This window comes from Vreelandella sp. ssv, assembly GCF_059448525.1.
In genome coordinates this window covers 3,096,342-3,108,807 of record NZ_CM182545.1, presented here as the reverse complement: position 1 = coordinate 3,108,807, position 12,466 = coordinate 3,096,342, and the positions used below count along the sequence as shown (strand labels likewise).

Genomic DNA, 12,466 nt, shown 5'->3' with positions numbered 1-12,466 from the left:
CGATTCTCGTAACGCACGCGTTGCTATATCTGAATATCTGGATCAGCCTCTTTGTCGTAACTGACTTTCTAGCTCAGCAAGTCGTTCCGGGGTGCCTACATCGACCCAATGCCCAGTGTAATGTTCACCGCTTACCCGCTGGTCATCCATGGCGGCTCTCAGAAGCGGCGCCAGGGCAAAGGCACCTGGAAGCTGCCCGGCTAGCAGCGCGGGGTGAATAATGCCAATGCCCGCGTAAGTGAATCGCTGGGTATCGGTTTGATTAACACGCCCGTCAGTGAGTCCAAAGTCTCCGCTTGGGTGATGGGTTGGATTGTCCACCAGCATCAGGTGAGCTAAGTCCTTACCTTGCAGTGCATGCTGGTCGGGGAGGGTGTCGCACCAGACGTCGCCGTTGATAAGTAGAAACGGATCTTCACCAAGCAACGACAACGCTTGGTGAATGCCCCCGCCCGTTTCCAAAGGCTCAGTTTCTCGGCTCCAGTGAATGCGCAGCCCGTAGTGATCGCCGTTGCCAAGGGCCTCGATAATCTGCTCGGCACGGTAGCTGACATTGATGACAACTTCATGAACCCCAGCCTCGTTAAGCCGCTCCAAGTGATGGACGATAAGTGGTTTACCCGCTACCGGTAGTAGCGGCTTAGGGCAGTGGTCGGTGAGTGGGCGCATACGCTTACCGAGCCCCGCGGCCAGAATCATTGCTTTCATCGGGGGGTGTCCGTTAGCCGCTTCATAATGGCTGGCCGCAGGGTGAGCTTGACCCACTCTGCGAACTCCGCCTGTTCAGTGAGCACCGAAAGGCTATCTTCCAGATGATCCAAAAAGTGCGGCAATCGCTCAAGGTAGCCATTTTTTTGATCACGCAGCGTTAAACGGCAGAATATTCCCAGTACCTTTAGCGAGCGCTGGGCGGCCATGGCGTGGCATTGAGCCAGGAAGGTGGCTGAGTCCACGCGGCTGGAAAGTCTGCCGTCGCGGCGGGCCTGATCATAAAATTGACCTACGAAGTTAGCAAACTGTTCGCTATCAAACCGGCAGTAGCGGCCGCGTAACAGTGATATAACGTCATAGCTGAGCGGCCCCGCCACCGCGTCTTGGAAGTCGATCATAAACAAACGCTGGTCGTGCACCATTAGATTCATGGCATCAAAATCACGATGCACGCTGACAACCGGCTGCGCTAAGGCTTGTTGAATAAGACTTTCGCGTAGGGCGCGCCAGCTTTCCGGCAGTGGTAATGCTAACCACGCGTTAAGGCACCAGTCGGGGAAAAGATCGAGCTCTCGGCCAAGCAGGGCCGAATCATAAGCGGGCAAGGCGTCAGGGCTAGCGCGGTTTTGTAGCTCGGCAATTAGCGTGAGTGCCTGCGCATGATAAGCCTGTGTGGTAGCGTCGTCAGTGAATAAGCTCTGTAGTGGCGTGCTGCCCAGATCATCGAGCAGCAGGAAGCCATCCGTCAAGTTGGCGGCATGTACCCTGGGCACCGGCAGTCCGGCGCTGAGCCATCGCTGGGCGATGGTCACAAAAGGTTGTGAGTCCTCTTGTTCTGGAGGGGCATCCATAACCACTTGGGTGGTACCGTTGGGTAGCGTTAAACGGAAATAGCGTCGAAAACTCGCATCTCCTACAGCAGATGAAAGTGAAATATCGGCCTCAGAAAGGCCATTTTGTTGGGCAGCCCACGTGGTGAGGGCGTTAATCCGATAAGAGGACATGCAAGCTCCTTGCTGGTCGGGCATCATGCGGACTGTATAATACCGATTCTGGATGCCAAGGATAACGAACATGGGCAAGCGATTTTCGCGCACGTTGCCGGTTGCGCATACGCTGATGGGCAGTTTGCTTGCTGGCGCCTCGTTTACGGCGGTGGCTCAAGGTCAAAGCATGTCTGCGGAAGCGTTGGATTGGCAGGCCTGGGGTAAGCAAGAAGCGTCTAACCAATTGTGCCGGGGGCGCTATGTCATGCCCAGCTACCGCTTGCCAGCGGAAGATAACCCGGAAACTCTCTCCCTTGAGGCCAGTAACGTTGATTACGCCGCTAATGGTGAAGCGTTGCTGCGCGGTGACGTAGTGCTACGCCGTGGCAATGAGGAAGTGGAAGCGGAGCGCGTCTTTTTACCCGCCGACCGGGAGCAGGTCGATGCTGAAGGCAACATCGCAATACGCGATGGACGTGCTCTGGTTCGGGGTGAGCAGGCGATGCTGAGGCTAAACGAAGACCGAGCGACGTTGGGTAATAGCCATTATGTGCTCTACGAACAGCGCCTGCGCGGCCAGGCAGCTCAGTTAGAGCAGACTGCCGAGGGCGAGTATCGTCTGCAAGACGCCAGTTTCACCACCTGTGACCCCGGTGCTAATAGCTGGGAGTTGGTCAGCAGCGATATTCGATTAAACCAAGCCGAAGGCTTTGGCACCGCGCGCCATGCCCGACTGCATGTTAAAGATGTCCCGGTGTTTTACTGGCCCTGGTTGCGTTTTCCCATTGATGATCGTCGTCACACCGGGCTACTTTCACCGTCGATAGGCTTTTCATCAGATGGTTTTGATTACGCCCAGCCCTTTTATTGGAATATCGCCGCTAACCACGATGCGACTATCACGCCACGCTGGATGAGCGACCACGGGTTGCTGATGAACGGTGAGTATCGCTATCTGTTTGAAGAGAGCGCAGGCATCGTTGAAGGCGGCTATTTAAATAGCGATAACGGTGGCTCCGGCGGCGGAGAAAATCGTTTTGAAGGCGATGATCGCTGGTACGTGGATGCCCGTCATGCTGGGCGTGTCAACGAGCGTAGTAATTACAACTTACGCTATGGTGCGGCTAGTGACGGGCGCTATTTCGATGACTTTGGCGGTGAGTTCGGCGAGAGTAAACGCTCCAGCATGGAGCGCTTGGCCCAGGTTGATTACCGCGGCCAGCGCTGGCAGCTAGATGCCCGCGCCCAGGGATTCCAGCGCTTGGAAGACCCGTTAAGCGATAGCGATAAGCCTTTTTATCAACTGCCGAGCCTGAGCGCCAACGCGAACTGGCAGTTCGACAATGGGCTCTATACCCAGTGGCGCTCCAACGCGACCTATTTTTGGCGCGATGTGGATGAGCGTCGTGTTCCCGAGCGTGAGGCGGCGACCGGTAGCCGACTGCATCTGACTCCCGCCATTGGTTGGCGTTTTGAACGACCTTGGGGGTATTTGGAGCCACGCACCGAGCTATGGAACACGGCTTACGAGCTAGATTATGGTGAGCGCTCAACGGAGCGGGGCGACTCCCCCAGCCGTAGCATTGCGTTGACCTCGGTCGACAGCGGGCTGGTCTTCGAGCGTGAACTCGCCCTAGGGGGGCGCGAGTATCGCCAAACCCTGGAGCCGCGACTCAATTATGCCTACGTGCCACGTACTGATCAGAGCGAACTGCCCGACTTTGATAGCCGTGAACGCGCTTTTTCCTGGGATCAGCTCTGGTCAGCCCAACGTTTTTCCGGCGCCGACCGCGTGGGTGATCTCAATCGGCTCTCTTACGGTGTTCTATCGCGTTTACTAGAGGATTCGTCTGGCCGTGACCGTCTTTCGTTTGGGGTCGGACAGAGCGTCTATTTCGATCAGCGCCGCATTGACAGTGAAGGTGATGCCGATACGCTGCCGGATCGGCCAGAAGATAATCCCAACGTTAATCCAGAAAGCTATTATCAGGCCACCCGAGATCGTTCACCGCTGGTTTCCCGTCTTGACTGGCAAATCAATGATCGCTGGAGCAGTGGCTACGAATGGCTCTACGATGATCACCGCGAACGTACCGAACGTTCAAGTGTCGATGTACGTTATCGCCATCCGGAAGGGCACGTAGTGAACCTTGGCTACCGTTGGGAGATCGAAGGGTTCGATCCCGGCGTTCTTCCAGACGATGATGGCTTTCGCGACTACAACCGCGAAGAGTGGGACTTATCTTTTGCATGGAAAGCCAGCACCAGCATTGATTTGATCGGCCGCTACCTTCACGATCAAACCAACGACCGCTCTCTTGAGCAACTGGCAGGCGTGCAGTGGAACAACTGCTGTTATGGCCTGCAATTAGTCTGGCGCGAATGGGTCGACGACGATGATACTGCTCGCATTGATGATGACTTTAATGATCGTGGGTTATTTTTGCGTTTCGTATTCCGTGGCCTAGGTGGCGTCGGCCAGAATGCGGACAGTTATTTTGAACAGACCATTCCTGGCTATCGACCGACTGCCCTGTAATTGACTTCCATAGAATGGCTAATGAAAGAGACGTTTGTTATGAAAATGAGAAAGCCCTTGCTAGGCCGAATGACACAGCTTTCTGCGGGTAGCCTCCTCGCCCTGTGTGTGGGTACTGGCATTGCGTTGGCCCCGCTCACGCTGCAGGCGCAGAACTTCCAATCCACTCAGCGTCAAGCGCTGGATAGCGTCGTGGCCGTGGTCAATAACGATGTGATCATGCGCAGCGAGCTCGATGATCGTATGTTGCAAATCGAGCAGCAGGCGCAAGCACAGGGGGGCAATCTGCCTCCGCGTACTCAGCTTGAGCGGCAGGTGCTTGAGCGCATGGTGATGGAAGAGATCCAACTGCAGATGGCGGAAGATGCCAGCCTGACTATTGATGATACTGAGCTAAATGGACAGGTGCGCTCGATTGCCGAATCCAACGGCATGACGCTGGACGAGTTTGCTGATGCCGTGGAAGCTGACGGTATGACGCTGGCTAGCGTGCGCGAAGATATTCGCCGCGAAATGTTGATGCGTCAGGTGCAGCAGCGACAAATTAGCAACCGCGTCTCAGTCAGCGATCGAGATGTCGAGCGCTTTTTAGGCCAGCAGCAGGGTCAGACCGGCGAGCAGAACTTCATTGAAGAGACGCGTGCCCGTCATGTATTAATCGAGTTGACGCCTAATCGCAATGAAAATCAGGCGCGTGCGCGAGCCGAAGAAGTGCGCCAGCGCTTGTCTCAAGGTGATGATTTTGCCTCTGTGGCGCGCGAATATAGTGATGACAGCGGTACCGCACTCAACGGTGGTGAACTTGGCTGGGTGCGCCCAGGGCAAACCGTGCCCGCATTTGAGGAAGCAATGCGTGGCCTAGGCGTTAACCAGATATCACAACCGGTACGCTCTCAGTTTGGCTACCACGTGATTGAGGTAGAGGAGCGTCGCCGCCAGAATGTTACTCAGGAGAGTCAGCGCGAGCAGGTTCGCCAAGCGATCTTCCAGCGTCGCGCGAACGAAGAGTTAGAGACCTGGCAGCAAGAGATTCGCTCGCAGGCCTTTGTTGATATCCGTCTTTAATGGTGACGGCCTCTTCATCGCCCGATAGCGGTTCGCCAGTGGTAATTACCACCGGCGAACCGGCAGGTATCGGCCCCGACGTTACGCTTATGCTGGCGGCCCAGGGGCGCCTTCCCGTTGCTACGGTCGCCGTGGGCGACCCTGATATGCTTCGCCAGCGCTCAGCAGCGCTGGGGCTTAATGTTACGGTGGTCGAGTGTTCGCCCGGTGAAAAGCCTCAAGGCTCGGGCACTAATGTGTTGCCAGTTTGGCCTGTTGCGCTCAAAGCAACGGCGACGCCTGGCGTTCTCAATCCGGCTAATGCCAGTTATGTGCTCTCCACACTGACGGTCGCAGTTAAGGCTTGCCAATCGGGCCATGCTGCCGCGATGGTGACGGCACCGCTGCATAAGGGCGTGATTATTGAAGGCGGCCATCCAGAGTTTACCGGCCACACCGAGTGGCTGCGTGACGCCTGCGGCGTTGATGAGGTTGTGATGATGCTTGCTACCGATGCGGCGCTGCATGCGGCGTCGCCAAGCTGGCAGGGTAGTGGCGATCTTCGGGTGGCGCTGGTGACTACTCACTTACCGCTGCGTAATGTCGCTGACGCCATCACCTATGAGCGTGTTATTCGAATCAGCCGCTTGCTAGTCGCAGATTTGCAGCGCCAGTTCGGGATTGCCAGACCGCGTATTGCAGTGTGTGGTCTGAATCCTCACGCCGGTGAAGATGGTCATCTGGGGCACGAAGAGCTGGATATCATTATTCCCGCGCTTGATGTGCTGCGCGGGGAGGGAATGGATATCCTTGGGCCGTTGCCCGCCGACACGCTATTTACTCCAAGACACTTGGCAGGTGTCGATGCGGTGCTGGCGATGTACCATGATCAGGGACTGGCGGTGTTAAAATACGCAGGCTTCGGACAGGCTGCTAACATTACGCTGGGCTTGCCACTGGTGCGTACTTCAGTTGACCATGGCACCGCGCTGGATCTGGCTGGCAAAGGCGTGGCAGACCCCGGCAGCTTAAACGTCGCTATCACCCTTGCCCGCCGTTTAGCTGCGCAGCGATTGTCTGCAGAGGTATAGCCTGCTCTGGCACAGATTTGTTCAGACAACCAGTTGTAACAGTACTGGCTACTACACACTCCCGATTGAATCTGCACTCCAAGGAACACCGTTTGATGTCTACTGTGCCCCAACACCGCGCTCGTAAACGCTTTGGTCAGAACTTTTTGCGTGATCTAGGCATTATCTCGCGGATCGTTCGCGCCGTTGGCCCGCGCTCGACGGATCGTCTCGTCGAAATCGGCCCTGGCCAGGGGGCGCTGACCGAACCGCTGCTGGAGGCCGCAGGGCATTTAGAAGTGATCGAGCTCGACCGGGATCTGATTCCAGGTCTGAGGGTGCAGTTTTTTAACTACCCCGACTTTGTGATTCATGAAGGCGACGCGCTGAAGTTTGATTTTGCTGCATTGAGAGGTGATGGGCCCGCGCTACGGGTGGTAGGCAACCTGCCTTATAACATCTCCACGCCGTTGATCATTCATTTGCTGGCCGCAGGAAGTGCGATAGAAGATATGCACTTTATGCTGCAAAAAGAGGTAGTTGAGCGTCTGGCTGCGGAGCCTGGTGGTCCTGATTGGGGGCGATTATCGGTCATGGCGCAGTACTACTGTCAGGTTGAACAGCTGTTTATCGTGCCGCCAGAAGCTTTCGTGCCGCGCCCCAAGGTCGACTCAGCGATCGTGCGCTTAACTCCCCATGAAGCGCTACCCCATACGGCGAATGACCCGGTGCTGTTATTTGAGTTGGTTAAGCTCGCCTTTGGCCAGCGGCGTAAAACCCTGCGCAATAACTTCAAAGGTCGGGTAAGTGCCAATACCTTGGAAGAGCTGGGTATTGATCCCATTCGACGTCCACAAACGCTCACAGTGGCCGAGTATGTGGCGATTGCTAATCGTATCACCGCCGATGAGCAGTTGAGCGTCGAGCGGGGCAGTCAAGCGTGAGCGGTTTAGCCATTGAGGTTAACGTTGCGCCTAGCTACCGTGCCGATGAGTCAAACGATGTTGAGTCGCGCTATGTGTTTAGCTACACGGTGACGGTTCATAATCAAAGCCCCCACAGCGTTCAACTTATGGCGCGCTACTGGAAAATCACCCAAGGCAACGGTGACTGTCAGGAAGTGCGCGGTAAAGGCGTTGTCGGCCAGCAACCGCTGATTGGCCCTGGCCAGAGCTTTCGCTATACCAGCCGCGCTATTTTGCAAACGCCTGTTGGGGTGATGGAAGGCGCCTATACGTTGCTAGACACCTCCACTCAACGCGCATTTGAAGTGGCAATAACACCCTTTAGGTTGGCCGTACCGCTCCAACTTCATTAGATGTTTTGCTGTAGCTTGCTTTCAAGGTGGTCGCAAAGCCGCAGGGCCAGCTGGACTATTGTGAGCGTGGGGTTGGCATGCCCCGCGCTGGCAAAAACGCTGGAACCTGCCACGAAAACGTTGTCTTGGGCAAACAGACGACAATCAGGGTTAACGATGCCGTCCTCGGCATTATGGCTCATCCGCGTCCCCCCCATGTGGTGACGGCCGGCAAGTTCACCCTCGGTAGGTAGTTGCACCGGTGTATCGGCTAACCATTCGGCCATTTGTAGCCTTCCCACCTCGTTATCTCGCAGATACTCCCCAAGCAGCAACATGCTCTCACGAATAGTGCGACGATCCAGCTCAGACTGCTGCCACACCAAGCGGCTGCGCGGTACGCCCAGTTTATCCAGCTCTTCACTGAGTTCGATGCGGTTCTCAAAGCGCGGTTCTTGTTCCCATGCAGCTCTTAGCACCGCGCCGTGGATTACCCTACCCTGTGCTTGCCATACCTGCAGCCGTCCGACTAACGCTGGCGCTTGAACGGCGAGCTCATCAATCAGCTCCTGAGTGGCTTCAGCGTTCATACGGTGTAATCGCAGCCCGCAGTTGAGTATTTGGCGCGAATCGAGGGCGTCAGCAGTGGGAGACAGAAATATATTGTACTCTTCGTCCATGCCCAGAGCTGCAGGTTCAAAAAGCAGCGCTTTGCCCACCGTGGCGTGAGGGTGCTCCATCCAGTAGCGGCCCAGAGTGGCGTGCTGAGGTATCAATTGGCCTTGGGTCTGTTGGTTACACCACAGCAGCAAACGTGAGTTTTCTATACCGCCGCAGGCCAGTACAAAATAGCGTGCGCGTACCAGGCGATAGTCACCTTGGTAATTTTTAAACGTGGCGCTAGTGACCTTGCCATCCTGGGTCTCCAGTGCCGCCAGATTGGCCGTAAGGCAGCATTCAAGCGTGGTGGATTCGCGCAGCGTCGTAGCGTACTTATCTTTCATGCGTGTCGGATTGCCCAATGAAAAATAGATGCGCTTTAATCCCGCTTCGGCGATGGGCTGGTCAGCGGGGGTCGCTGCTAAGTCGAGTAACTTGGCGGCAGCGCGATAGTAGGATGATAGCGCTCCACGCTCAATTGGCCAAGCTGTCTCGCTGGCGGCTGCCTTGGCTAAAAAATCGTAGCGATCCAGCGGTCGGCAAACGCCGCCCCAGTGATTTGTAGATCCCCCTAAATAGCGCAGTCGAGCGCCATAAAGAGGAATGTAGGGGTCGCCGACGACATCGCCTCTATAGCACTGCTGAGAGCGTTCGCTGTAGTCGGCATCGCCACCTTCGCAAAGCAGCACACGGTGCCCCCGCTCCGCTAGCGTAACGGCCATTGAAATGCCCGCCGCTCCAGCGCCAATGATGCATACGTCGATAGCGTCGTTGTGTTCACTGATATCTTTAAAATCAATATACATCAGCGGTCACTAGCGTTAAGTAGCCAGCCTTTCACCATGACGGGCGAGGTAAGCGGAGGTGGTTTAGGAGACGCCCCGGCGATTGGGAGTAGCGTGGTGCCGGGAAGCAGTGCTGCGCTGATGCCTGCAAGGGTAACGACCCGCAGTAATCCGCGTCGGGTAGGGTCCATCGTCATGTGTGTATCGTTTTCCTTAACGGTAGTCGCGAGGTGGTCATGCTTACGAGAGGCGACTTGCTGATTAACGAGTGTCTTAAGTGCCAAAGCACACTTTTATAGTGATCTAGGTTAGCCATTTTCACCAGTATTAATCATAAGATAAGCAGCGGACGGTAAGCAGGGTAGGTAAGTGAGGTGATAGTATTCAGCCCACTCATCTCATTAAAAGGCCACGCGCATGAGTACCTATGCAGTCGGCGATTTACACGGTTGCCACACCGAATTTGTAGCCCTTCTTGAAAAGCTAAGGTTCAACCCCGCGCGGGATACGCTTTGGCTGGTGGGCGATTTGATTAATCGTGGGCCGGGATCTTTAGCCTGCTTGAGAGAAGTGCACGCATTGGGCAGCGCTGCGCGTACCGTGTTGGGTAATCACGATTTTCATTTGCTGGTGGTAGCGCGTGGTGGCGGCAAACTGAAAAAAAACGATACGTTGAGCGAGATTCTTGACGCCCCTGACCGCGAATTGCTGTTGGACTGGTTACAGAGCCAGCCGCTCAGTGTATCTGAAAACGGGACGCTAATGACGCACGCCGGGCTGCTTCCCCAATGGAGCGTAACCCAAGCCGAGTCGTTGGGGCGTGAAGTGCAGGCGGCGCTTGCCAGTGAAGCATCAGGGGCGTTTTTAACCCGTCTATTTGGCAATCAGCCAGATCGCTGGCGCGACGATTTAGTCGGTATGGATCGGTTGCGCCTGATTGTTAATGTATTGACTAGGATGCGCTTTATTGATGCCGAAGGGCGTTTGGATTTTGCCGCGAAAGAGGGCTTGGAAAGCGCCCCAAGTGGCTTTTTGCCTTGGTTTCAATATCCGCGTAACGATGATGCCAAACTGCTATTTGGCCATTGGGCGGCACTAGAGGGTAAAACCCCACAGGCTCGAATGGCTGTGGAAGCGCTGGATACGGGCTGCGTTTGGGGTGGGCGGCTAACCGCGCTAGACCTGAATAGCGGCGAGCGAACCAGTGTGGCCAGCCAGCAGCGTGAAAACCAGTAGGGAAATGATAGAGGACTTAATGGAAAACAGTGTAACGACAAAACGTGCTGACCCTCGCCTAGCTGGCCTTCAGGTTTATCGTGTAGGAGGCGCGGTGCGTGACGCTTTGCTCGGTTGGCCGGTTTACGATAATGATTGGGTCGTGGTGGGTGCGACACCTGAGGCTATGCGCAAGCGCGGGTTTAAGTCTGTCGGCCGCGACTTTCCCGTTTTTTTGCACCCAGATACAGCGGAGGAGTACGCCCTTGCTCGTACTGAACGTAAGTCTGGCCACGGCTATACAGGATTTGAAGTACACGCAAGCCCTGATGTGACGTTGGAGGAGGATCTGCTGCGTCGTGATTTGACGATCAATGCCATTGCCGAAAGCGCCGAGGGTGCCTTAACCGATCCGTTTAATGGGCTGGGTGATATTGAACAGCGTGTACTGCGGCATATCTCATCCGCCTTTAGCGAGGATCCGCTGCGGGTTTTGCGTACGGCTCGCTTTCTGGCCCGCTATGCGTCGTTGGGTTTTAGTATTGCTCCAGAAACCCTGGCATTAATGCGCCAAGTCAGCCAGAGCGGTGAACTTGAGCATTTGGCCGCCGAGCGGGTATGGGTCGAAACCGAAAAAGCGCTGGGCGAGCCCTGTCCAGAGGTCTATTTCACCACCCTTGAACGTTGCGACGCACTCAGCGCGTGGTGGCCAGAGTTGGTGGGCGAAGCGTTAGTGAAGGGCTTAACGGCGATGGCTCAAGTACCTAATAGCAGCACGCTCGCATTGGCACACTGGCGCTACGCGCTGTTGGTGTCGCCGCTAATCCCTGAACAACGTGATGCCTTGTCAGAACGGCTCAAACTGCCCAATGCCGTTGCCCAACTAGCTCGCCATACTGCGCTCACCTCTTCGCTACTAAACCATGCGCCGCTTGCCACCACATTAGATGGGGCCAGCGTGATGCGTTGGCTGGAGCGTTTGGATGGTTGGCGTAAGCCTGAGCAGGTCGAGGAGCAGCTGGCGTTAGTCAAGGTGCTGGCGCCTGAGCGGGTTAGTCAGCTCGAAAGTGCCTGGCAAGCGGCTCGGAAGGTTAGCCCTCAGGCACTGATAGCTGAAGGGTTTCAAGGGGCAGCGTTGGGAGAGGCGCTGCGTGAGCGGCGCAGGCAAGCCGTGGTGTCTGCGCTACAATAGCGATTTATCGGCGTGCCGTCGCCAGCAGAAGCGGTTCATCAGTCTGAGATATCCAGCGGCCGCGCCAGTTGAAATCCACCGCCCAGAGACGCTGGCTGCCTAGCTCGAAGGCGCTCCATAGTATGGCATAGGGCGTGTCACAGCAGGGATGGCGCTGGTCGGGAAGTAGTTCAGCCAGCGGCTGCAATACAAAGGCATTATGGGTTATTTCGCTGCGTGGCAAGGTCACATCGTCTACGGTTCCGCAGACGCTGCCCACGGTAAGCAAGTCGATATCCAGGGCGCGAGGACTAAATTTGGCAGTCTCGGGAAGTCGGCCATACGCTATTTCCAGCTGCTTACTCCACGCTTGAAGCTCGCCAGGTGTCTTGTCGCTGTGAAAGGCCACCACTAAGTTATAGAAATTGCGGCTATCGGTGAAGCCGACCGGCTCGCTTTCAAACACGCGAGATATTTGCAGGTGGCCGAAAGTGTCGGCGAGCGCATCGAGACCGCAGCGGATATGCTGGGCTGGATGAATGTTGCTGCCTAAGCTAACCGTTACCAAATTCATGCGCTGGGCTCCTGCATTGCCTCCGGTAGGGTACCGCGGGTGATTTCTAGGCCCACGCTTGCAGCCTTGGGTACCGCACCCGGTTTGCGCACTGTCAGGCGCATCCAGCTAATGGGGAATTCTAAGCGCAGACACTCGGCTAGCCGCTCAGCGAAGGTTTCAACCAGGGCAAATTGATGTTCATCGGCAAACTGCTGAATGCGCTGGCAGATAGCGGCGTAATCCAGCGTGAGGCGTAAATCATCGGTGGCTGCCGCTGAGCGAATATCGGTCGCTAGCGCCAAGTCTAAGCTCAGAGATTGTTGAATCGAACGCTCCCAATCGTAGACACCTATCACGGTGTCGACGCTTAACGCTTCAATCAAAATGCGGTCCATTTGCCGTCCCCCTGCTGCAACAAGCGGGCGATTGTAC

13 protein-coding genes are annotated in these 12,466 nt (G+C 56.0%); 7 read left to right on the top strand and 6 right to left on the bottom strand.

Annotated features, from left to right (window positions below):
- Positions 1-42: 42 nt before the first annotated feature.
- Both murU and AC5TBW_RS14145 read right to left on the bottom strand, forming a co-directional pair.
- On the bottom strand, positions 43-708 hold the full coding sequence (gene murU / locus AC5TBW_RS14150; RefSeq protein ID WP_495509176.1) for an N-acetylmuramate alpha-1-phosphate uridylyltransferase MurU: 666 nt from the start codon (positions 706-708) through the stop codon (positions 43-45).
- Positions 705-1,715 (bottom strand): aminoglycoside phosphotransferase family protein, encoded by a 1,011-nt coding sequence (locus AC5TBW_RS14145; protein WP_495509175.1) that lies wholly within the window; start codon positions 1,713-1,715, stop codon positions 705-707. Before AC5TBW_RS14145 ends, murU begins: the two co-directional genes overlap by 4 nt.
- A 70-nt stretch (positions 1,716-1,785) precedes the next feature.
- On the opposite strand from AC5TBW_RS14145, the gene AC5TBW_RS14140 reads away from it, so the two are divergent.
- The 5 genes from AC5TBW_RS14140 to apaG all read left to right on the top strand — a co-directional run bounded on the left by AC5TBW_RS14140 (position 1,786) and on the right by apaG (position 7,668).
- A complete protein-coding gene (locus tag AC5TBW_RS14140) occupies positions 1,786-4,236 on the top strand; it encodes an LPS-assembly protein LptD (protein ID WP_495509174.1) in 2,451 nt (816 codons plus the stop codon).
- A 39-nt stretch (positions 4,237-4,275) separates the two neighbouring features.
- Positions 4,276-5,301 carry a peptidylprolyl isomerase gene (locus tag AC5TBW_RS14135; RefSeq protein ID WP_495509173.1) on the top strand — a complete coding sequence of 342 codons (1,026 nt, stop codon included), beginning with the start codon at positions 4,276-4,278 and terminating at the stop codon, positions 5,299-5,301.
- Complete coding sequence (pdxA, locus tag AC5TBW_RS14130) at positions 5,301-6,371, top strand: 4-hydroxythreonine-4-phosphate dehydrogenase PdxA (RefSeq protein WP_495509172.1); 1,071 nt, start codon at positions 5,301-5,303, stop codon at positions 6,369-6,371. The genes AC5TBW_RS14135 and pdxA overlap by 1 nt, the downstream gene beginning before the upstream one ends.
- Before the next feature lie 95 nt (positions 6,372-6,466).
- Entirely contained in the window at positions 6,467-7,294 is an 828-nt protein-coding gene (gene rsmA / locus AC5TBW_RS14125) for a 16S rRNA (adenine(1518)-N(6)/adenine(1519)-N(6))-dimethyltransferase RsmA (RefSeq protein ID WP_495509171.1), read from the top strand.
- The gene (gene apaG / locus AC5TBW_RS14120) at positions 7,291-7,668 is read left to right on the top strand and encodes a Co2+/Mg2+ efflux facilitator ApaG/CorD (RefSeq protein WP_495509170.1); all 378 of its coding nucleotides are present in this window, start codon (positions 7,291-7,293) and stop codon (positions 7,666-7,668) included. Before rsmA ends, apaG begins: the two co-directional genes overlap by 4 nt.
- On the opposite strand, the gene AC5TBW_RS14115 is transcribed toward apaG, so the two are convergent.
- A complete protein-coding gene (locus tag AC5TBW_RS14115) occupies positions 7,665-9,113 on the bottom strand; it encodes an FAD-dependent oxidoreductase (protein WP_495509169.1) in 1,449 nt (482 codons plus the stop codon). The two genes, apaG and AC5TBW_RS14115, sit on opposite strands and share 4 nt — an antisense overlap.
- The gene (locus tag AC5TBW_RS14110; RefSeq protein WP_495509168.1) at positions 9,113-9,289 is read right to left on the bottom strand and encodes a hypothetical protein; all 177 of its coding nucleotides are present in this window, start codon (positions 9,287-9,289) and stop codon (positions 9,113-9,115) included. The genes AC5TBW_RS14115 and AC5TBW_RS14110 overlap by 1 nt, the downstream gene beginning before the upstream one ends.
- A gap of 220 nt (positions 9,290-9,509) precedes the next feature.
- Here AC5TBW_RS14110 and AC5TBW_RS14105 point away from each other — a divergent pair, with 220 nt between their 5' ends.
- Entirely contained in the window at positions 9,510-10,328 is an 819-nt protein-coding gene (locus AC5TBW_RS14105; RefSeq protein ID WP_495509167.1) for a symmetrical bis(5'-nucleosyl)-tetraphosphatase, read from the top strand.
- A gap of 19 nt (positions 10,329-10,347) precedes the next feature.
- Positions 10,348-11,499, top strand: a complete 1,152-nt coding sequence (locus tag AC5TBW_RS14100; protein ID WP_495509166.1) for a tRNA nucleotidyltransferase/poly(A) polymerase-related protein — start codon at positions 10,348-10,350, stop codon at positions 11,497-11,499.
- A 4-nt stretch (positions 11,500-11,503) separates the two neighbouring features.
- Here the strand turns inward: AC5TBW_RS14100 and folK are convergent, their stop codons facing one another.
- A complete protein-coding gene (gene folK / locus AC5TBW_RS14095) occupies positions 11,504-12,052 on the bottom strand; it encodes a 2-amino-4-hydroxy-6-hydroxymethyldihydropteridine diphosphokinase (RefSeq protein WP_495509165.1) in 549 nt (182 codons plus the stop codon).
- A complete protein-coding gene (gene folB / locus AC5TBW_RS14090; RefSeq protein ID WP_495509164.1) occupies positions 12,049-12,429 on the bottom strand; it encodes a dihydroneopterin aldolase in 381 nt (126 codons plus the stop codon). Before folB ends, folK begins: the two co-directional genes overlap by 4 nt.
- Between the last annotated feature and the right edge of the window lie 37 nt (positions 12,430-12,466).